19 protein-coding genes and 1 riboswitch are annotated in these 19,799 nt (G+C 53.3%); of the genes, 8 read left to right on the top strand and 11 right to left on the bottom strand.

Features of this window, described 5'->3' with window-relative positions; translation table 11 throughout:
• Nucleotides 1–10 precede the first annotated feature (10 nt).
• From ACQ3G7_RS06605 to ACQ3G7_RS06565, 9 genes are all read right to left on the bottom strand, one after another.
• Nucleotides 11–1,444 (bottom strand): AMP-binding protein, encoded by a 1,434-nt coding sequence (locus tag ACQ3G7_RS06605; protein ID WP_430889259.1) that lies wholly within the window; start codon nt 1,442–1,444, stop codon nt 11–13.
• A complete protein-coding gene (locus ACQ3G7_RS06600; protein WP_430889347.1) occupies nt 1,441–2,559 on the bottom strand; it encodes a membrane-bound O-acyltransferase family protein in 1,119 nt (372 codons plus the stop codon). Before ACQ3G7_RS06600 ends, ACQ3G7_RS06605 begins: the two co-directional genes overlap by 4 nt.
• Nucleotides 2,560–2,569: 10 nt before the next feature.
• The gene (locus ACQ3G7_RS06595; RefSeq protein WP_263097886.1) at nt 2,570–2,692 is read right to left on the bottom strand and encodes a hypothetical protein; all 123 of its coding nucleotides are present in this window, start codon (nt 2,690–2,692) and stop codon (nt 2,570–2,572) included.
• Entirely contained in the window at nt 2,689–3,825 is a 1,137-nt protein-coding gene (locus ACQ3G7_RS06590; RefSeq protein WP_430889258.1) for a D-alanyl-lipoteichoic acid biosynthesis protein DltD, read from the bottom strand. Before ACQ3G7_RS06590 ends, ACQ3G7_RS06595 begins: the two co-directional genes overlap by 4 nt.
• A 283-nt stretch (nt 3,826–4,108) precedes the next feature.
• Nucleotides 4,109–5,017 (bottom strand): arabinose operon transcriptional regulator AraC, encoded by a 909-nt coding sequence (gene araC / locus ACQ3G7_RS06585; RefSeq protein ID WP_430889257.1) that lies wholly within the window; start codon nt 5,015–5,017, stop codon nt 4,109–4,111.
• Between the two features lie 30 nt (nt 5,018–5,047).
• On the bottom strand, nt 5,048–7,057 hold the full coding sequence (locus tag ACQ3G7_RS06580) for a beta-galactosidase (protein ID WP_430889256.1): 2,010 nt from the start codon (nt 7,055–7,057) through the stop codon (nt 5,048–5,050).
• Nucleotides 7,058–7,072: 15 nt separating this feature from the next.
• Nucleotides 7,073–8,302, bottom strand: coding sequence for an oligosaccharide MFS transporter (locus ACQ3G7_RS06575; protein WP_430889255.1), 1,230 nt, complete (start codon nt 8,300–8,302; stop codon nt 7,073–7,075).
• 203 nt (nt 8,303–8,505) lie between these two features.
• Nucleotides 8,506–9,237 carry an SAM-dependent methyltransferase gene (locus ACQ3G7_RS06570; protein ID WP_430889254.1) on the bottom strand — a complete coding sequence of 244 codons (732 nt, stop codon included), beginning with the start codon at nt 9,235–9,237 and terminating at the stop codon, nt 8,506–8,508.
• Between the two features lie 10 nt (nt 9,238–9,247).
• Nucleotides 9,248–9,505, bottom strand: a complete 258-nt coding sequence (locus ACQ3G7_RS06565) for a YjhX family toxin (RefSeq protein ID WP_263097880.1) — start codon at nt 9,503–9,505, stop codon at nt 9,248–9,250.
• 392 nt (nt 9,506–9,897) lie between these two features.
• Between ACQ3G7_RS06565 and ACQ3G7_RS06560 the strand changes: the two genes are divergently transcribed.
• A complete protein-coding gene (locus ACQ3G7_RS06560; protein ID WP_430889253.1) occupies nt 9,898–10,257 on the top strand; it encodes a hypothetical protein in 360 nt (119 codons plus the stop codon).
• 59 nt (nt 10,258–10,316) lie between these two features.
• Here ACQ3G7_RS06560 and zinT read toward each other — a convergent pair whose 3' ends face one another.
• Nucleotides 10,317–10,961, bottom strand: a complete 645-nt coding sequence (zinT, locus tag ACQ3G7_RS06555; RefSeq protein ID WP_430889252.1) for a metal-binding protein ZinT — start codon at nt 10,959–10,961, stop codon at nt 10,317–10,319.
• Between the two features lie 156 nt (nt 10,962–11,117).
• A riboswitch (Fluoride riboswitch) is annotated at nt 11,118–11,187 on the top strand.
• 84 nt (nt 11,188–11,271) lie between these two features.
• Here zinT and crcB point away from each other — a divergent pair.
• The gene (crcB, locus tag ACQ3G7_RS06550) at nt 11,272–11,649 is read left to right on the top strand and encodes a fluoride efflux transporter CrcB (protein ID WP_430889251.1); all 378 of its coding nucleotides are present in this window, start codon (nt 11,272–11,274) and stop codon (nt 11,647–11,649) included.
• Between the two features lie 320 nt (nt 11,650–11,969).
• Nucleotides 11,970–12,152 carry a con-10 family general stress protein gene (locus tag ACQ3G7_RS06545; protein ID WP_061497343.1) on the top strand — a complete coding sequence of 61 codons (183 nt, stop codon included), beginning with the start codon at nt 11,970–11,972 and terminating at the stop codon, nt 12,150–12,152.
• 1,028 nt (nt 12,153–13,180) lie between these two features.
• Here ACQ3G7_RS06545 and ACQ3G7_RS06540 read toward each other — a convergent pair.
• On the bottom strand, nt 13,181–13,462 hold the full coding sequence (locus ACQ3G7_RS06540) for an Rdx family protein (RefSeq protein ID WP_430889250.1): 282 nt from the start codon (nt 13,460–13,462) through the stop codon (nt 13,181–13,183).
• A 224-nt stretch (nt 13,463–13,686) separates the two neighbouring features.
• Here ACQ3G7_RS06540 and ACQ3G7_RS06535 point away from each other — a divergent pair, with 224 nt between their 5' ends.
• From ACQ3G7_RS06535 to ACQ3G7_RS06515, 5 genes are all read left to right on the top strand, one after another.
• Entirely contained in the window at nt 13,687–16,050 is a 2,364-nt protein-coding gene (locus tag ACQ3G7_RS06535; RefSeq protein ID WP_430889249.1) for a TonB-dependent receptor domain-containing protein, read from the top strand.
• Nucleotides 16,051–16,149: 99 nt separating this feature from the next.
• Nucleotides 16,150–17,208, top strand: coding sequence for a hemin-degrading factor (locus ACQ3G7_RS06530; protein WP_430889248.1), 1,059 nt, complete (start codon nt 16,150–16,152; stop codon nt 17,206–17,208).
• The gene (locus ACQ3G7_RS06525) at nt 17,205–18,026 is read left to right on the top strand and encodes a heme/hemin ABC transporter substrate-binding protein (protein ID WP_061497333.1); all 822 of its coding nucleotides are present in this window, start codon (nt 17,205–17,207) and stop codon (nt 18,024–18,026) included. The genes ACQ3G7_RS06530 and ACQ3G7_RS06525 overlap by 4 nt, the downstream gene beginning before the upstream one ends.
• Nucleotides 18,023–19,018 carry a FecCD family ABC transporter permease gene (locus tag ACQ3G7_RS06520; protein ID WP_430889247.1) on the top strand — a complete coding sequence of 332 codons (996 nt, stop codon included), beginning with the start codon at nt 18,023–18,025 and terminating at the stop codon, nt 19,016–19,018. The genes ACQ3G7_RS06525 and ACQ3G7_RS06520 overlap by 4 nt, the downstream gene beginning before the upstream one ends.
• Nucleotides 19,011–19,790: a heme ABC transporter ATP-binding protein gene (locus ACQ3G7_RS06515; protein WP_430889246.1), complete on the top strand. Its 780-nt coding sequence runs from the start codon at nt 19,011–19,013 to the stop codon at nt 19,788–19,790. The genes ACQ3G7_RS06520 and ACQ3G7_RS06515 overlap by 8 nt, the downstream gene beginning before the upstream one ends.
• Nucleotides 19,791–19,799 lie beyond the last annotated feature (9 nt).

Raw genomic sequence — 19,799 nt, 5'->3', positions numbered from 1 at the left:
TCCTGAATCATCAGTTCGTGCGGGCATGAGTGTCCAGCAGCTTACGGTCAATTTTGCCGTTGGGATTGAGCGGCAAAGCGTCTTTGATAATGATTTGCGACGGCACCATATAGGGCGGGATCACCTTCGACAGCGATGTTTTAATCGCTTCCGGCGCCAGTTTCGTCACACAGAATGCTGCAATACGCAACACCCCGCCGCCGGATTTCATCAGCGGCAGAACCACCGCTTCACTGATACCGGACATCGCCAGCAGGCGGTTTTCGATCTCGTTGATCTCAATACGGTAGCCATTCAATTTGATCTGGCTGTCATTACGGCCCTGGCAGTAAAGCAGCCCATCTTCGTAGCCCAGGTCGCCGGTTCTGTAGCCGCGGAACGCTTCGTTCTCCCGGCGCAGCAGCTTCTCGGCGTTCTCTTTCGGCAGGCCGAGGTAACCGCGCATCACATTTTTACCCCAAATGATCAGCTCGCCTTCCGGAGTGATTTCCATTCTGGAGTCCGGCATCATCGCGCCAACCGGCAGCAGATCGTTCTCGCTGTTCAGGATCTCATCGGTGATTTCAATCACCGTGGTGGCGATGGTGGCTTCGGTTGGACCATAGGAGTTAAGGATTTTGGCCTGCGGGAAGCGGCGGCGTAACTGTTTGACCAGCGCCTTGTTCAGCACCTCGCCAATAAACACGAACACGTTGAGGTCAGGCAGGTATTCGCTGTTGAACTGTGGCGAGAGCAGGCGTTGGTAAGCAAAGGACGGCGTGGATACCCATACGGAAACCGCATTGCTTTTCAGGCGATCAAGCCAGTTGTCGGCGGCGATATCCTCTTTCGCATTCAGCACGATATGCCCGCCCGTGGCCAGGTTTGCCAGCAGCGGAATCAAAGAGAGGTCGAAGCTGAACACCGCATGGTTCATCAGCACCGGCGATGCCGGCAGTGAAAAGTCCTGGCTAACCCATTTCATAAAGTGCCACAGGCTTTCACGCCCGATCTGCACGCCTTTGGGTTTGCCGGTGCTGCCGGAGGTGAACATGATGTACGCCAGATCCTGCTCTTCCAGCGTCTTACCTGCTTCACCGGTCGCCACAAACTGCCGGGTGGCAATATCGTAGTACCAGGGCGCGCTTGCCAGCGAGCATATCTCTTTCAGCCGTTCCTGCGGATAAATGCAATCCACCGGAATATACGGAATGTTATGCAGCAGGCAGCTATAGATAGCCACCGCGAACTCCGTCTGCTGGTGGCCGTACAGCACTACTGGCATACCGGCGGGCAACTGGCACTGCTGTAAGCGCTGTGACCAGTCTGTCACGGCGACGCTGAGCTGTTGCCAGGTCAGGGCTTCATCGCTGCCGCTGATGGCCAACTGCTGTGGGTTCGCGGGATCAAGTAATGCCGCACGCAGGAAATCCTGCAGTTCCTGAAGCTCGTTGTGAAGGTTCATAGAGGTGACATTCCGCTAAAGATGTAAAGAGAAGCCGCAGCACTTGCCAGCGTTAAAATACGGCCCAGGAAGATAACCACCGGGTTTTGTAACCTGGTCGTCAGCGCCGGACTGCGTTTGGCTGACCACTGAAGCATGTTGTGCGCAACGGAAATAGCGCCAAACAGCGCGCCGCTGATAACATAGTGCCTTTCGAGCCCGTTCCATGCCCCCATACAAAACAGCGTGCAGAAGATACCGATGTTCTGCGCCAGCGTTTTGTTCTGACGGAAAAAGTCGAGCTTCATTAAGTTCATGTAAATCGGCATAAACACCACGTCCCTCAGCCATTCAGAGAGGCTGATGTGGAAGCGTCGCCAGAAATCCTGCGGGTTTTTCGCCAGAATGGGCATATTGAAGTTCGCCGGGATATTCAGGCCAAACAGGCGCCCGGCACCAATCGCCATATTGCTGTAACCGGCAAAGTCAAACCACAAATAGGCGCTGTAAGCCAGCGACATCACCACCCCCACGCTGAGGGTAAACGGGCGATGGCTCCACGACTGGATCACCAGGTTGTCGATGAGCATCGCGAAGAGAAACTTCTGCACAATACCGGTGAAAATTTGCTCCATCGCCGTTAAAAACTGCTCACGGGTAAGGCTGAATACCGGTTTATTGATGTCCGTTACCCAGGTCCGCCAGCGATACATGGGGCCTGCCAGGATAATAAATGGCATAAACAGGTAGCAGAAATAGTGCAGGAAATGGCGGCCATCTTTTTTGCTGCGGTACAGCAGCACATCAATAGCGCGGAAGGTCATAAACGATAAGCCGATCATGCCCCAGTGGTTGTTCAGGTGCAGTTTCACCAACAACAGTGGCAGCAGCGTCAGGCTGACTGCCTGCCAGGTTTTCAACCAGCCTTTCTCTTTTAAGGTGACAATCGCGTAAAAGCTGAAGAAGACCGCCACGGGAACCGCATAATCCCCCTGGAAGATATAACCCCAGCCCAGCGCTGCCAGGACGGAAAAGGCAGATAAATAGGTCAACCGGTAGTGCAATACGCGGTTAACCAGCGCAAAGATCAACGCCGATGAGAACAGATATAAAAAAAACGTTCCGGAGCTGTACATCATTCATTCCTCAGAACTTTTGATATTCAAAATGCACTTTCAAATTCATGCTCTCATCCACCGAAGACCACGCGATGATGGTGACCGCCAGCAGGAGATAAAGGAAAAAAAGGCGAATAGCGTTTTTCATCATTTAAAACTCTCCAGAATAAAGCGGTCCATCGGTACCCATGCCAGGTCGGTGGGATGCAGGCGATCCCAGTTCCAGCCCTCCTGATAAGGCATTGAGTACATATCGAGATAAGGGATCTGATTTGCCTTCAGAATGGCCGTCGCCTGAGTCACGGCGGGCTGCACCAGTTCCGGGTTCTGTACTGCCCGCCGGTTAATGGAATCAATAATGACCACGACCTGAACATGGCGGGATTTCAGCAATTTGATGGTGGCCTCAAACGCCTGTATTTGCGCCGGAACGACGGGGGAGTCATCCCACACTTCCGGTTTTTCGCCCGGCTCATAAATGGATTTGTCCATCCACAGCGTGGCGGCGCTTTGTTGGCGATACGCGTTCAGCTCGCGAGCGTGGGCCAGCTCTTTATCCCAGTCCGGTGTTGCTACGGATGTCGGTTGTTGCGGCCACGGTTGCGCCTCTTCCGGCTCAATGTGCAGCATGGCCAGCCAGTCGTTTTTTATCAGCGTGCAGAAATTAGCAAACTGGAAACTCACTTCCTGCCAGATATTTTCCGCGTGCCAGCCATAGACGTTCATTTGCGAAAAGGTTAAATGGCTGATCTCTTTTTTATCAATATTGTGTAAGTAATTGACCAGGAAGGGGCGGGTTTGCTCATCCTGGATTAACGGATTAAATACCGGTGCCGGGAAATTATCCGCAAAAATGGCGGGTGGAACGCCGAATGAATAAAAACTGTCCGGGGAAAGTAACAATACCACTTTACTGTTTGCATTAAGGTCGTTTTTAAAACGTGAGAACAGTAAAAAATGTGTAACACTGTCATCGAAGCTGTCACCAAATGCGACAACCGGACGGTGCAAATCATTATTAAAGTAATTATATACAGCGTAATGTTCATCTTCTGAGGTAGCGACTTCAGAAGCGCCGATGAAAAAAATCGCATTGCCCTGCAATGCATGAGAAATAGTGGCTATTTTTTCGGCTTGTTCTTTTTGCGTGCCTTCCATTGATTTAATCAACGGCTGGAAAGTCAGCGGCGGATCAAAGCTGTTCACCAGCGGGTGAACACATAAAAACAGGATAGCAAGGGTCGCCATCGAGATATGTAGGCAGAGTGTATTTTTAAGTTTCATTATAATATTAAGAAAGCATAATATTTATTTGTTTAAAGTTTGTTGCTTTTTATCTTCACAGCAAACCGACCTCTATGTTCACGACACTATATACCAGACGCCTCGCGGATGATGAGCGTTGCTGTGTAACGGTATGTACAGATTTGATCTGGCATCATATTACGGGGCGAATTTTCACGCAGGCAGCGTGGGATAGGAGGGGAAACGGTTTGCCGTCGCTTTCGCGAATGAGAGTCATACGCGCTACGCCCTGTCCCTATGGCAAACGGCAATAAGGATCGGCTTAGCGTTCGCCCGGTTTCAGTGTTTGATTACCTGGCAAATTATTCATCTTCTCATAGCGTTTTTTATACTCCGCCGGCGGGATGCCATTATGTTTGCGAAATATTTTAGTGAAATAGACCGGGTCGCTATAACCCACTGATTGAGCGATTTTAAATATGGGCAATAACGTTGACTGGATAAGTAAACGCGCACGGTTTATGCGTTGTTGTTCACGCCAGGCATAAATGGTAACACCCAAATCTTTTTTGAACAGATGTGCTAAACGGGAAGGGGACAGAAACACCATGCTGGCGAGTTTTTCGACTTTCAGTTCTTCATCTATGTGATCGTTGAGATAGTCGCAGACGGCATTGATTCTGGGATCGTGAGCGTGGTGATTGCTGACCGGCTGTAGCTGAAAGCAGGCAAGGATCAACCGTTCGAGGGCGTTCATCGCCAGTGCTTCGGACAAGGGCGCGTCGTCGGAATTGTGGCGGATCACCTCATAAAAGAGTTCCCGCAGATGCGCCTGTTTTACCGGCTCCGTGACCCGGGTTTTCCCGATGCCGAGAATATTTTTATCCCACTTTAGCCAGTCCAGCCAGTAGGGGCGCGGAATAAAGTAGATCCACAGATGATCCCAGTATTCGCTGTGTTCGTCGCGACCATATTGGTGAGGCACGCCGGGCGGGAAAAGTAGCAGATCATTTTCCTCGTATTGCAGCGTGTTCTCTCCCACCTTCGCCCGCCCCTGGCCGCGTAATGTCAGGTTGATAATGTAGCCTTTCATGCCGTTGGGGCGGTTAATGTAATAATCCAGCGAGGATCCTCTGGAAATAGGGGTAAAGCCGGAGACTATCCATGCATTAAAGGTAAAGGTTTTTATCAATGGAGAAAAATTCAGCAGTTCATTGATATCCAGTTCCATGTTTGCCTCGTTGATAATCCCGGCTCCGGTTCAGCTTGCGATGATACTAAAATCCCATGCGCCTAACCGCAACGGTGCGCCGCGGGTTATTGCCGCGTCTTGCAAGAGCAGCGTGCCGTCTGTGTCACTCTTCAGGGTTTGCGGCTCTCCTGAGTAATTGAAAATGAAGGTGATTTTCTGGCCGTTGCGGTTCCGCATTTTTCTGACGATCACCGGGAAGCGGTAGTCGGATGTCCGGGAGCGTAGCGGCAGGTCACGCGTCAGATGGTTAAAGAGGCTGGCTATCAGCGTTTTTTCCGGCAGAAAGCCGACATACATCGCCACGCCTTTCCCGAAATGTGCTTCCGTAGCCGCCGCATAGGCGTTCCATACCGGGTGCTGGTAACGCAGCAAGGTTCGGGTTTCGGGCGCCGGGGTCAGCAACTCCATCCACAGCTCCACGTTGTTATCCTGCTGGCACGTGATCTCTTCCACGCAGGCGGCAACGGTGACATTTTCCGGCAGAGTGAACTGGTTGTAATGCACGCCGCAGGCCTCGCTTAAGCCGCCGGGTTGCGCACCGGTCCGGACTTTCACATGCTCATCGCTGAAGCCTGATTTAAAACCGATCAGCGCGCGGCCCCCCTGTTCAATATAACGATTGATGCGTGTAAGTAGCGCATCGTCGGCGGCGTATAACGCAGGAATAATAATGGCGCGATAGCGTACCGCGCTGTCGTCGATATCATTAATAATGTCGACCGCGACATTCTGTTCGTAGAGCGCATCGTGGAAGCGGCGAACAATATCGTTATAGACATTGGTCTGCGCAGTTCCCGGCTTAAAGTGGTTAAGCGCATCCATGGCTTCATTATTCACCAGCAACGCCACGTCATGCTCTGCCTGTAAGTTTGCCAGCTGGGGCGACAGTTTTTTAAAGTCAGCGCCGATAGTGGTGGCTTCGCGCCATGTCGGGTTAGGCGCGAAATCATGACTCAGCAAACCTTTCCAGTAGGTTTCAAAAGCATTGTGGATCGAATGCCAGTGCCAGTAGGAAACCATCGACGCGCCCGACGCGACATGGCTGAAGGCCTGTAACCGTAACTGACCGGGATAGGGAGTCCATTGCGGAAATCCCTGCGCCTGGGTTTCCAGCACAAAATAGTTGTGCCCTTTTTTCAGCCCACGGGTGACCGCGCCGCCAAAGGCGATCTCTTTGCCGGTTAACTGATCCTGGCTCGGGTGGTAAATATCGACCCCGGCCACGCTCAGGCATTGCGCTGCGGCGAAGTGATCGACCCGTGGTTGCACACCGAAAGAGTAGCCCCGCCATTCGAAATCGAAATTATGGGTGACAAAATGTTCGGGGCGGGCATATTCGCGCACAATGCTGGCCTGCCAGGCCAGATACTCCGTTACCTGCTGGCGTTGGTAACGGCTGAATGCGCACGCCAGGCTGGCATTGATCGTATTCTCGACCGGGGGAAAATCTTCCCAGTTATCGATACGGTTGCTCCAGTAGTCGAGGCCAAAATCCTTGTTGAGCTGCGCCAGCGTGGCGTACTTTTCTTGCAGATGGCGGACAAATCCTGCCTGCATATAACGCCCGACGTTGTCGTAATGTTTGGTCTCGTTATCCAGTTGAAAACCGATCACCGCGGGGTGATTTTTGACGTGCGCCATCAACACCCGGATGATCTTCTCCGCATGGCGACGAAAGTCCGGATTAACAATATCCATGATCTGCCGGGGCCCGTACTTTTGCTGCCCGTCAACGGTGGTGACCAGCACCTCCGGATGCTTTCTTGCCAGCCAGGCCGGAATGGCGTAAGTCGGCGTACCAATAATGACCGCAATTCCGGCGGCGTGCATGGCGTTGAGAACGCGATCAATATGATAAAAGTTATAGGTGCCTTCTTGCGGCTCTAAGGTACTCCAGGTCGATTCTGCAATGCGCACCACATTGATACCCGTTTCCAGCATCAATGAAATATCCTGCTCCAGCCTCTCTTGTGGCATATATTCATCATAATAAGCCACGCCATAATATAATTCGGCCATTCACCACCTCCTGGATTAAACCTGCGTTGCAGGTACAGCATTAAAAGAACGGGCGTTGTCGAGGGTAATAAACGACGCCAGCGTAAATAAAAGCGCAATAGATCCCAGCACCATATAACTGTCGGTGAAGCCTAATTTCTGGTACATATGGCCAATGCCCGTCGACAGAAATATCGAGCTGAAGCTTTTTGAAAACTGGAAGCCAATAAGGTAAACGGTCGCCGAAAGTAGCGGGTTAAAATTAGCGGCAATATATTTAAGCGCAGCAACCAGCAGTACCGAGCTTTCAAAACCGTGAAGCAGTTTAATCAGGCTTATCGATACCGGGCCAATCGCCCAGGCGGAACCGATAATGCGCAGGCTCATGATCAACCCACAATAGAGCAGGGCATTTTTCGGTCCGATCTTATTCACAAACCAGGGGGCAAAAAACATCACCACGGCGTCAAGGAAGATTTGCCCGGTCGTCAGGTAGCCGAACGCTTCTGCGCCTCGCGCTTTGCTTTCAAAGAAGTGACTGTAATAAATGGCGAATTGCTGATCGTAAGTTTCATACACTGCGCCGACGCCTATCATATAGAGGGCAAAGAACCAGAACTTCCTCATGTTCAACAATGCGGTGGCGTCCGCCAGCGTGACGGGCGTTGTCACCCGATGATGCGTCTGCGGGGCGGTGGTTTTGACCTGCGTTTTCCAGACGGTAAACAGTAAGCAGATGCCCGCGCCGCTTGCTGTCCAGAAAATCAGGTTCTGATCAATGCCGTATAATTTCCCGGCAGCAAACGTCCCAATGGCTGCACCGATACCGCCAAACATCCGGGCGCGTCCAAATTCAAACCCGGAAGCACGGCTGACTTTATCGATGTACGCTTCGCAAACCCCGCAACCTGCGCCGTAGGCCATCCCGATATAAATACCGCCGGCCAGCGCGCCAAGCACCACATTTATTTTCAGTAATGGGGCGAAGATATAAATCCAGTAAGGCGCGAACAACGTGATGATAATGGCCAGCATCCACATCAGGTTTTTGCGGTAAATTAATTTGTCGGAAATAAAACCAAACAACGGTTGGATACACACAGCCACTATCGCAGTAAATGAATAGACCAGTCCAACGTCGCCATAGTTAATACCAATTGTTTCTGTTAGCCATAGTGAGAGGTAGGGATAGCAACATCCCCAGCCAATAAAGAAGAAAAGAAAAAACAGACAGCTCATATAATAGTTTTTATTTGAATCTATCATGATGCCCTCACATTATCGGAACCTGGGTACAGGGGTTTTGTCCCCAGCAAATTACCTTTTCAGTGAAGCCGCAGTCATAAAACTCTCGCTATCGACCAGTAAAAATCTGCTATCCGCAGGTGGCTGTGAAGTGGCTCACGTTCCAGGGGGGGCGATAAAGCGCCTCAGAGAAGAGGCGCTTTTTGTCATTATTAAGCGCTATCTCACTGGGAGCGTGACACTTTTCGCCCGACAAGCTGGATGAATGAAAAATAGTCACCCGCGCCGGCTTCCATTATCGGAACCATCATTTCCTGTGCGAGGGCGCAGGGCATAAAGTCATCCCAGGCCTGCTGGCATGAGGCCATCTCTCGCGACTGGATAATTTCAATGCCGGGTTCCTGCTCCCAAAGCGTTTGCCACCAGTGACGGGAGTAAAAGTACCAGTCCGGCGTCCAGAAGGGTTTCACCACGTCCGGCACATTGCCTTCTGTATAATCCCCGATAAACCCCGGTACGGCCACAGCGATAAGCCCGTCCTTTTTCAGCAACGGCAGGAGCTTCGCCAGCATGCTGTCGTTATTGCCAAAGTACTGATACGCATCCACGCTGATGATCATATCGAAGTAGTCATCCGCAAACGGGAGTGTTTGAGTGGCATCCACCCGCAGAGGAAAGATCTTCTGGTCCAGACCCAGCGTCGTAAAGCGTTGCGCATTTTCCGTCGGCGCGATCCACAAATCAGCGGCAAATACCGTCACACCGTATTTTTCCGCCAGCAGGATGGAGGAAATGCCTTTTCCGCAACCGAGATCCAGAATGCGCATACCGGGAGACAGAGGGAGCATGGCCGCCATCTCTTCGGTGATGCGCATCGCATTCGGTCCCATCATGGTCTCCAGAAGAAAAGCGCGGTCATAGTGGTCGGTAAATGGCGTGTGCAGCGTCATTGTCATCTTCAGCTCCTTATTGGTTGTCTGTCCGGGCGCGAACATGGCTCAGTCCGGTAGGATTGATACGGTATGGCTGACCATTTACCGATGCGATCAGCTTTTTGGTCCTGAGTTTTTTGAACACCGCAAGAGTGCAGTCGCTGAGCAGTAATCCTTCGCGGGTGTAGCATTCAACGGTGGTAATACGGCCTGATGCATCGCGGATATGCGCAATGCGTCCGCCTTTGGCGAGAACGTGTAAGGTACGTTGTTCCGGACGGGATAAATTCATACTGAAAACCTGTTCATCATCATGAGCAAAAACGAGCCAACACCCGCAGGTGTTCGCGTAAGGTTTAAGCGCAGCGATAATCAGTCCGGCCTTGCAGGTCGGGAAACTGATTATCTGATGGTGACATTCTCCAGCATCAAAGCCTCGGTGAGCGTAGAAAGGGATAACGTGATGGATACTATCACAGCCGGTTGAGGGGGAAATCAATCTGCCGCCGAAGTGTGACGGAGTACGATTATTGGCGTGGGTAGACCAGACCACCGTCTCCCAATATGGTGGCGCGCGTGGCAACGAACCCCGTGGAATAAGGCATTATAATTATTGTGATAATTGTTTTTTTGCTCTGGCGCGGAATATGATGGGCGTTCAAATAATAAAGGTAAGAAGGTTATATGAAACGCACTGTTTTCATCATTTCTCTGGTCTGTCTCTCTTTCACTTCACACGCCAAAACCGTGGCTGATTTTATTAATGCCTGGCCTGAGCTGGCGACGAATCCAACCATTAAGGCTGCTATTCAGCAGGGGGCGATTGGTAACGCGGGTCTGGATGCAATGAGCAACGGGGCAACGAGCACTACGCTTGGTGACGATGCGCAGAAATTGCTGGCTAAAAACGGCTACGACTATGCGCAAGCCGCATTACGGGATTTAGCCACATCAGGCTGCGGCGAGAACGGTCTGGCAGAGGTTTATGGTCTGCGCGAAAAAGATTGTCAGGCGATCATTAAAGTGGACACGCAAATCGAGTGATGCGGTGTAACGCCATCGCAGCCCGGCGGGAGGTAGTCGTTACCGCCCGCCGGTGCACATCAGTGATGTAGCATTTCCTCGACTACTTGCGCTTTGGTCATATTGTACGGGTAGTACGTCGGCCAGTTATCCATCTCTTTGAGCAACGCCTCCTGAGAGACATTCCCCATAAAAATGTGAAAATGCTGTGACTGGCGCGGCGCGATAATATGGTCGCTGAACTGCACATATTTTGGTGCTTTGGACTGGCTGTCTGTGCATTCAAACAGGTAACGAACGCCTTTCTTACCGGAGGTATAGGTGAGGATTTTGTACCCGGCGTAATCATAACGGCAACGGTTCACCGTGTTGCCCGTGTGGAATTCCATCACGTTGTCTTCGATGCCGATCATCTCAACGTTTGTCGCGTAGCCTTTTTTGTAATAAGCCCGGTACTCTTCCACGGTTTTGTCGCCCTGTTTCGCTTTTTTCTCCAGCACCGGATCCAGATCGCCATTCAGCAGGTAAGGTTCCAGCGATTGCCAGATGCCATCCCAGTCGCTCAGCGCTCTGTCTTTTACCTCTTTATTGTCAAAAATGCCTTCGCTGGCTTTGCGTTCAACCTCCGACAGCGGTTTACCGTGATGGTGGTCGTGGGCAACGCTTTGTGCGCTGCCAAGCAGCACGCCCATACCGAGTAAGAACGCGGATTTCTTCATGATCATCGTGTAGTCCCTGGTTATCCTTTGTGACAAATTGAAATGTTATAATATAACAATTCATTTTGCCGTCTGTGTCAACACAGAGAAAACGCGTTGGCGATTTTCCTGACGCTTACTGCCAGCCCTGCGCTTGCCTGGAAAGCCAAAATCGTCAACAATGCGCGCTAAGGTGATGGCGTTCCACCTTTCCCAACCGCTTCCCTGAGAAGCTGATGACGCCTGATATGACTCTTTGACGGAGGCATGTCGGGCGTTTTTGATTTACCCCTCCCGGCATGTCTCTTCATTCATTCGCGCGATTAATGAGGAAAACATGCTGAAATCTTTATTTGCCGTGATTATTGGTGGTTCTGCGGGGTGCGTTATCCGCTGGCTGCTCTCCATTCGGTTGAATGTTCTGTTTCCCAATCTGCCGCCAGGCACCTTACTGGTGAATCTGCTCGGCGGGTTAATCATTGGCGGTGCGCTGGCGTTCTTTACCCGGCAGCCGCATCTTGATCCCACCTGGCGACTGCTGATCACCACCGGTTTATGCGGCGGCATGACGACCTTTTCAACGTTTTCACTGGAGATCTTTGCACTGCTGCAAACGGGGGATTATCTGTGGGCGCTCACTTCCGTGTTGGTACATGTCGTGGGATCGATTTTGATGACGGCGTTGGGATTTGTGGTGATTAACGCGTTGTTTTGATCTCCGTGGCAGGGAGGATCGTGCGTTCTCCCTGCACTCTGAATAACCGCTTCGGTAAATTCCGTAAAAATAAATGACGCCTCTGAATTATCTCTTTAGAAGATATATCCATTTTCAACTCCTTTATAAATATAAGTTTTATTTTAAATGCAATATATGCATCTAAATGTAAAAATAAACTGCGTAATTTTTATTGTGATTAATTTTGTGAATGGCGTTGACTAATTTTCATTAGCAACCAAACTTAAATCTCCAACGCGATCGATTAGAGTACGTAATGACTTTTTCGATTATTCGTAAAATACCATTGGAGATATAAAATGGCCGAGCATAGAGGTGGTTCCGGAAATTTCGCAGAAGATCGTGAAAAGGCTTCTGAAGCGGGACGTAAAGGTGGACAACACAGCGGGGGCAACTTTAAAAATGATCCCGAACGTGCATCCGAAGCCGGTAAGAAAGGTGGAAAAAACAGTCATGGTGGTGGACGTAAATCTGAGTCCTGACAGTGGCTTATAACGGTCAGTCATCATTGAAATGGTACGTCAATAGCAAGCGGGTCGGAAACGGCTCGTTTACTTCGTTATTGTGAGAGTGATATTACGTTAACTGATTCTTTATTGTGAAATTAAAATATGATGACCCGCATAATATTATGCAACGGTAATCTTTTGCAAAGATTATTGTTCATCAGCGCAACGAGTACATTGCTGTGCTATGAAATAAAAACCTGAGTAAAATGATGAGAGAAAATAAAGAAGAAAACCCCAGCGATATAATGGCAATAGAAGGGTGTGAGAATTTCCTGTATATCGACCCTAACAGAATGATATCAACACTTATTTTTATTAATGAGGCAGCAGTAACCCTTCATCTTACCCCCAGCCAACGGCGTCTGGTTAACAAAATGGCTAACCGGATACAGACGCGCAAGGCCGATAATCCAGGCTGACAGCGCATTCTTCTTCTGCGGAGAAATGACGAAAAAATCACCCTCAGGGACAGGAAATCCGCTCTGTACCTGAAGGTATGCAATTGCATATTCGTTACTAACAATGAGCCTGCTAACCATTCGCAAAATGTGTACAAGAATATCCTTATAAAACAATTTGTTGTAATGAAATATACCGATCATTTGGAATGATTTTTTTCATGGTAATTGCATTGAAGTTATCCAAAAAATGTTTATATTTCATGCAGTTCTACACTTTACCAAACCCTGGTGTCGCATTTGCAGCCGCTCTGACTGAGCGGTTTTTTTTTCGTTTGCCGCCTGGCTTCTTTTCGCTGTGGGTATCTATAGTCAAAGGACGGAAGGCAATAGGGAGGATCCTGTGCTGAAAGTTGAAAAAGATGATCCACACAACGCACCCGAGTCCGGCGATAAAAAGCCGCAACCGGTGAAAAAGTAACAAAAAGGTCGCTACGGCGACCTTTTTGTTGCCCACGCAACAGGCTATTTTCTGCGTGTTAGCAAAGGAGGGAACTTCAACGGGCCTGAGACGCGAAGCGCTGTCATGCGCCTTATCCCTCCTTACATGCTTTTCTCCACATGGCCCAGCGTTTTTTCCGGGAAGCAGTAGTCGCGTACGCGGCGTTTTAATTCTGCGGCATCGGGGAAACCGCTATCCTGCTTGCGATCCCAGATAACGTGACCGTCAATATCGATAACAAAAATCCCGCCGGTGCCTGGCTTCAGGGTGACCGCATCGAGATCGGTACTGAAGGTATGCAGTAATTCCTGCGCCATCCAGCTGGCGCGTAGCATCCAGTTACACTGGGAGCAGTAATGCAGAGTAATGGTGGGTTTGCTCATTTTATCGTCACCGTAAGCGCGTAGTAGACAACCATTGTAGGCAATGTAGGGGGAGGAATGTGAAGAATAATTAAGTTATTGCAAGTGATAATTATTATCATTATTATCTGGCTCAATAAGATGAGAGTTGGCCATCAGTGTCGGGTGCGGACACGGCACAATTCCACGTACGACTGGAAGTAAGCAGTGAGCCTGATACTAATAACACCTGGGCTTGCAAAACTATGTATACATCGCAACTTTCCCGGCCTCGCTTTAGCAAGCGTGTGCTGGTGACTTCACTACTCGCAGCACTGTATCAGACCTCCGCCAGTGCGGCTGATACCCCCACAATTTCCGCCAACTCCCAGCAAGATACCGCTGAAGAGATGGTCGTCACAGCGCCTGCGCCGGTATTAAAAGCCGGGAGCGACCATTCGGTCAGCGCGCAGGATCTGCAAAATAAAGGCGCGAAAGATTTTGGCTCCATTATGCGCTATGAGCCGTTGATCAGCGCCACCGGCGCCAGCGGCGGTTCCGGCAACGGGAAAAGCGGCTTTGATCGCGGCGGTTACACCGGCTATAACATTCGTGGTCTGGAAAGCAACCGTGTCGGCATTGATGTTGATGGGATCCCACAGCCCGATGCCACCGGCCGCAGCTATGTCAGTCGCGCAGGCCTGAACACCTTCGGCATTGGCCGCGATTACATCGATCCGTATATGTACGGTAGCGTCGATATTCAGTCCGGCGCGACATCAACGGATAACGCCAACACCTCGATTGGCGGCAACGTCTCCTTTAAACCGAAATCTGCCGACGACTACCTGCGTCAGGGGAAAGAGACCTACTTTGGTTACCAGAGCGATTACGACTCCGCCGACCGTAGCTGGCACAACGGCATAACCGGCGCGGCCGGGGACGACACCCTGCGCGGCATTTTTGTCTACAGCCGCCGCGACGGTCAGCAGACCCGTAACAACAGCGGCACTCTGGACGCTTATCCGGCGAACTGGCACTCCGATGCGATGATGGCCTCCGGCATCTGGCAGCCCAATGAGGCGCACAAACTGACGGCGACGCTGGATTATTACCACAAGACCAACCACACCCACTACGATAGCTGGAACAGCAGCGGCAGCACGATCCTCGGCGATGCGCAGCAAACCAGTCAGACCCGGCGCTGGGGCGTTAGCCTGAAAGATGACTGGACGCCAATGAACGACTGGCTCGATAGCATGTCCAGCAAAGTCTACTACCAGCACACCGAGGCGCATGACCGCACCTGGATGCCGGACAGCACCACCGGTAGCATGGAGACGGTCTACTCCAACTATGATACCGACACCTGGGGCATTCAGAATGCGCTGGCGAAAACGCTCGGTCGTCATGATCTGAGCGCAGGCTTTAACGCCAGTACCAGCAAAACCGAGCGCCCGTTTAGTCAGTCGCCGGTACCGAGCGCCTTCAGTGTGATCATGCAGCCGGAAGCGAACAGCCGCAGCTACACCGTGGGCGGGTTCGTGCAGGATCAGATTAACTTCGATGCAGATGGCCACCACTTCGCCATCATTCCTGGCGCGCGCGTTGTGCATCAGTCCACCAAACCGGATAACCTCTCCAGCCTGACGACCAACAGCAGCGTGCTGACGGAGTCGTCCGTCTCGTCGTTGTACGGTAAAAATTCAGACACCCAGTTGCTGCCGTCGCTGACCTTCCAGTACGACCTCACGCCGCGCCTGATGACCTACCTGCAATATAAGCGCGGGGCGGAGTTCCCGAACGCCAGCCAGTTGTACGGCTCGTGGAACCTGGGTTCAAGCTATGCCGGACGTGGGCAGTATGCGTTGATCGGCAACACCGATCTGAAAACCGAAACCAGCAACAACCTGGAATGGGGCATGAAGGGCGACGTCACCGACGGGGTAACGCTGCGTACGGCGCTGTTCTACAACAGCTATAAAAACTTTATCGCCTATACCCGTTACACTCGTTCAGGTAACCCGGATAAATTCACCAACGTTCCTTCCAATATCTACACCACTTATCAGGCGGAAAACCGCGATAAGGCCTTTATCTATGGCGGTGAAGTCAGCGCGAAATTCAACGTTGGCACCTGGTTCGAACAACTGAACGGCCTGAGCGCTACGCTGGCGTACGGCTATACCCAAGGGAAGTCCAAATCCAGCTACTCCGGCGACAAATACGTCGATCTCGACAGCGTCGCGCCAATGAAAGCCATTGTCGGCGTTGCTTGGGATGATCCGGCAAAACGCTACGGCACCGCGCTGACCGCCACCTTTGTCAAAGGCAAGCAGGCGACCGCCACCAACCGCCAGTCCTATACCAATACCGGCGGTGCATTGGGGGATTCCAGTGTCGAATATATGCGCGTGCCGGGCTACGGTCTGCTGGACTGGACGGCGTACTGGCAGGTGGCGAAACACGTCAAAGTTAACGGCGGCGTTTACAACATCACCGATCGTAAGTACTGGGACTACCTGAACAGCCGTACTCAGGAAGAGTCCACCAACCAGAATGCCTACGATAAAGCGCTGGCGGTGATGCCGGGACGCACCTGGCAATTGGGCGTCAATGTCGACTTCTAAGGCGATGTTATCGCTCGGGCTGCCCGGGCGAACAGGTCTCCACCGTTAACGTTTCTCCCCGGTATCGCTGCCGGGGTTTTTCACATCCTAAAGGACGCTATGTTTATGCCTGCATCTGCACACGACTTCGCCGCCATCTGGCGTCAGTATCAGACCATCAAAACGCAAGAACCGGCAAAATACGCCCGTGACATCGCCAGTGAGATGGCGATCAGCGAAGCAGAATTAACCCACTCCCGCGTCGGGCACGATGCGGTGCGCCTGACGGGCGACGTGCGTGACATTCTCGCGGCACTGGAACCGGTGGGCGAAATAAAATCGATCTGCCGCAATGACTATGCGGTACACGAGCAACTGGGCGAGTTTACCCATCAACATATCAGCGAACACGCCGGGCTGGTGCTCAACCCGCGTGCGCTCGATCTGCGTCTGTTCCTCGGTGAATGGGCCAGCGTGTTTCACCTCTGCGAACAAAGCCCGCGCGGCGAGCGTCAGAGCATTCAGTTTTTCGACCGCCAGGGAGATGCGCTACTGAAGGTTTACACCACGGCGCGTACCGATATGGCGGCATGGGACGCGGTGATCACCCGTTTTCGCGCCACCTCTGCGCAGCCGTTGACGATCGTCGCCGCCAAAGCGACTCAGTATGCGCACGCCGCCGACGCTACCGCGCTGGATCAGGCGTGGCGGGCGATGACCGATGTCCACCAGTTTTTCGGGTTACTGAAAAAGTACAACCTCTCCCGTCAGCAGGCGTTCCGGCTGGTGGGCGACGATCTGGCCTGCCAGGTCAGCAATGACGCGCTGCCGACCCTGCTGGAGAACGTATTGCAGGACGGCAATGAAATCATGATCTTCGTGGGGAATCGCGGCTGCGTACAGATTTTTACCGGCGTGCTGGAGAAGCTGACGCCGATGAAAGGGTGGATCAACATTTTCAACGAAACCTTCACCCTGCATCTGCGCGACGCGGGGATCGCCGAATGCTGGATCACCCGCAAGCCGACCGACGGCGGTCATGTCACCAGCCTTGAGCTCTTCGCCGACGATGGCGTGCAGATAGCGCAACTGTATGGTCAGCGCAGCGAAGGTCAGCCGGAACAAGCGCAGTGGCGAGCACAGATTGATGCCCTGATCGGCAAAGGAAAAGCAGCATGAAAACAGTACTGATGTTGCTGTTAGCGCTGCCGCTGGCGGTCAGCGCGGCGGCGGAGAAAATCGTCTCCCTTGGCGGCGACGTCACCGGCATTGTGTACGGGCTGGGCGCGCAGGCGCAACTGGTGGGGCGCGACAGCACCAGCACCTGGCCTGCGCAGGCGCAAACAGTGCCGGATGTGGGGTATCTGCGGCAGCTCAACGCGGAAGGCATTCTCTCGCTACGCCCGACCGTGGTGCTGGCAAGCGCCCAGGCGCAGCCGTCGCAGGTGCTGCAAAAAGTGCAGGAGAACCATGTCCGGGTGGTCTCCGTGCCGGGCGGCTACACGCTGGCGGATATCGATAAAAAAGTCGCGGTGATTGCGGCGGCCATCGGGCGCACCGCCGCAGGCGACGCGGTGCGTAAAACACTGGCAGCGGAGATTGCCGCACTGCCCGCGCAGCCGGTGAATAAGCGGGTGTTGTTTATTCTCAGTCATGGCGGCATGGGGGCGATGGTCGCCGGGCAGGAAACGGCGGCGGACGGCGCTATCCGCGCGGCAGGTTTGCAGAATGCGATGCAGGGCTTTGCCCATTACCGCGCCCTGTCGCAGGAAGGGGTGATCGCCAGCAAACCGGACCTGGTGGTGATCTCCGCCGACGGGGTGAAAAGTATGGGCGGTGAAGCGAGTCTCTGGGCGCTGCCCGGTCTGGCGCAAACCCCCGCCGGGCGCAATAAACAGGCGCTGATCATTGATGATACGGCGCTGCTGGGGTTTGGCCTGAGTACGCCGCACGCGGTGCTGGAGTTGCGCCGTAAAGCGGAGCACACGCCAGAATGAGTCGCGCCGTGTCCCGCATACTCTGGGGACTGTTTCTGCTGCTGTTGGGGGTGACGATGCTGGCGACCACCCAGGGGGCGATGCACTTGCCGCTTGCAAGCTTATGGTCTGCGGGGGATGAGGGACTGCGTCAGATCTGGCTGACCATCCGTCTGCCGCGCGTGCTGCTGGCGTTACTGGTCGGCGCGGCGCTGGCGCTCTCCGGCTGTGTGATGCAGGGGCTGTTTCGTAACCCACTTGCCGACCCGGGGTTGTTGGGCATCAGCGGCGGCGCGTCGCTGATGGTGGCGTGCTGGTTGGTGCTGCCGGTGTCGGTTCCGATGCTGGTCGCGCTGTACGCACCGATGCTGGCAGCATTTATTGGCAGTCTGTCGGTGATGGTGGTGATTTATCTGCTCAGCAAAACAGCGGAGAGCGGGCTGTCGCGCCTGTTGCTGGTGGGGATTGCCATTAATGCGCTGTGTGGCGCCGGGGTGGGAGTGCTGTCGTGGATCAGTAACGACGCGCAGCTACGTCAACTTTCGCAGTGGGGAATGGGCAGTCTCGGGCAGACAGAGTGGCTAACGCTGGGGGTGGCTGCAACGCTGATCCTCCCCGCTTCGGTGGTGATCTGGAAGGTGGCGCAGCCGCTTAATCTGCTGCAACTGGGGGAGGAAGAGGCGCACTACCTCGGCGTCAATGTTCCTGCGCTTCAGCGGTTACTGCTGGTGTGCAGCGCGCTGCTGGTGGCCACGGCAGTCGCGATCAGCGGCATTATCAGCTTTGTCGGACTGGTGGTGCCGCATCTGATGCGCATCTGGCTGGGGCCGGATCACCGCGGGCTGGTGCCGGGTTCGTTATTGACAGGGGCCGGTTTGCTACTGATTGCCGACACGGTCGCACGCACGGTGGTTGCGCCTGCCGAGATGCCGGTGGGTCTGCTTACCAGCCTGCTGGGCGCGCCCTGGTTTTTGTGGCTGATCTTCCGACAAAGGAGAACTGCACGTGGATAACACGTTAACCGCCACCCATTTGCACCTGAAGGTTGGCGCACGGCAACTGATTGAGGATGTGTCGTTAACGCTGACATGCGGTGAAAGGGTGGCGCTCATTGGCCCTAACGGTGCAGGGAAGTCAACGCTGCTACGCTTGTTGACTGGTTACCTTCCAACAGCAGCGGGGGAGTGCTCACTTGCCGGGCGCGCGCTCAGCCAGTGGTCGCCTGCGGCGCTCTCCCGCCATCGCGCAGTGATGTTGCAACACACGCAACCGGGGTTCGACTGGCCCGTGGAGGCGATTGTCGCCATGGGCCGTGCGCCCTGGGGGCAAAAAGGCGAGCGAGAAATTGTGCAGCAGGTGCTGGCGCTGACCGGTTGCGATGCGTTATGCGGACGGCGTTATACCACCCTATCCGGCGGTGAACAGCAGCGGGTACAACTGGCGCGCAGCCTGGCGCAACTCTGGCGTGACGATGCTCCTGAAGGCTGGTTATTTCTGGATGAACCCACCTCGGCGCTGGATCTCTACCATCAGCAGCAGTTATTGCGCTTACTGAAGCGGCTCACGCAGAAAGGAAAACTGCATGTCTGCGCCGTGCTGCACGATCTGAATCTGGCTGCGCTGTGGGCGGACCGCATCCTGTTATTGCATAACGGCAAGCTGGTGGCGCAGGGCGCTCCGGGAGCGGTTATCCAGCGCGCGGTCATTGCCAAATGGTATGGCGCAGACGTGCTGGTCGGCGAACACCCGGGCGGTGATGCGCCGCAGGTCTTTCTTTCCGCCTGACAGGCGTAG

The sequence above is a fragment of the Kosakonia sp. N21 genome (assembly GCF_050587465.1).
In the GTDB taxonomy this organism is placed as follows: Bacteria; Pseudomonadota; Gammaproteobacteria; order Enterobacterales; family Enterobacteriaceae.
Note: the sequence above shows the minus strand (reverse complement) of the source record. Positions and strands in the feature narration are given on the sequence as shown.

Excerpts from the sequence above, each read along its gene's own strand:
- ACQ3G7_RS06605 (WP_430889259.1), bottom strand. The coding sequence starts at position 1,444 with ATGAACCTTCACAACGAGCTTCAGGAACTGCAGGATTTCCTGCGTGCG.
- ACQ3G7_RS06600 (WP_430889347.1), bottom strand. The coding sequence starts at position 2,559 with ATGTACAGCTCCGGAACGTTTTTTTTATATCTGTTCTCATCGGCGTTG.
- ACQ3G7_RS06595 (WP_263097886.1), bottom strand. The coding sequence starts at position 2,692 with ATGATGAAAAACGCTATTCGCCTTTTTTTCCTTTATCTCCTGCTGGCG.
- ACQ3G7_RS06590 (WP_430889258.1), bottom strand. The coding sequence starts at position 3,825 with ATGAAACTTAAAAATACACTCTGCCTACATATCTCGATGGCGACCCTT.
- araC (WP_430889257.1), bottom strand. The coding sequence starts at position 5,017 with ATGGAACTGGATATCAATGAACTGCTGAATTTTTCTCCATTGATAAAA.
- ACQ3G7_RS06580 (WP_430889256.1), bottom strand. The coding sequence starts at position 7,057 with ATGGCCGAATTATATTATGGCGTGGCTTATTATGATGAATATATGCCA.
- ACQ3G7_RS06575 (WP_430889255.1), bottom strand. The coding sequence starts at position 8,302 with ATGATAGATTCAAATAAAAACTATTATATGAGCTGTCTGTTTTTTCTT.
- ACQ3G7_RS06570 (WP_430889254.1), bottom strand. The coding sequence starts at position 9,237 with ATGACAATGACGCTGCACACGCCATTTACCGACCACTATGACCGCGCT.
- ACQ3G7_RS06565 (WP_263097880.1), bottom strand. The coding sequence starts at position 9,505 with ATGAATTTATCCCGTCCGGAACAACGTACCTTACACGTTCTCGCCAAA.
- ACQ3G7_RS06560 (WP_430889253.1), top strand. The coding sequence starts at position 9,898 with ATGAAACGCACTGTTTTCATCATTTCTCTGGTCTGTCTCTCTTTCACT.
- zinT (WP_430889252.1), bottom strand. The coding sequence starts at position 10,961 with ATGATCATGAAGAAATCCGCGTTCTTACTCGGTATGGGCGTGCTGCTT.
- crcB (WP_430889251.1), top strand. The coding sequence starts at position 11,272 with ATGCTGAAATCTTTATTTGCCGTGATTATTGGTGGTTCTGCGGGGTGC.
- ACQ3G7_RS06545 (WP_061497343.1), top strand. The coding sequence starts at position 11,970 with ATGGCCGAGCATAGAGGTGGTTCCGGAAATTTCGCAGAAGATCGTGAA.
- ACQ3G7_RS06540 (WP_430889250.1), bottom strand. The coding sequence starts at position 13,462 with ATGAGCAAACCCACCATTACTCTGCATTACTGCTCCCAGTGTAACTGG.
- ACQ3G7_RS06535 (WP_430889249.1), top strand. The coding sequence starts at position 13,687 with ATGTATACATCGCAACTTTCCCGGCCTCGCTTTAGCAAGCGTGTGCTG.
- ACQ3G7_RS06530 (WP_430889248.1), top strand. The coding sequence starts at position 16,150 with ATGTTTATGCCTGCATCTGCACACGACTTCGCCGCCATCTGGCGTCAG.
- ACQ3G7_RS06525 (WP_061497333.1), top strand. The coding sequence starts at position 17,205 with ATGAAAACAGTACTGATGTTGCTGTTAGCGCTGCCGCTGGCGGTCAGC.
- ACQ3G7_RS06520 (WP_430889247.1), top strand. The coding sequence starts at position 18,023 with ATGAGTCGCGCCGTGTCCCGCATACTCTGGGGACTGTTTCTGCTGCTG.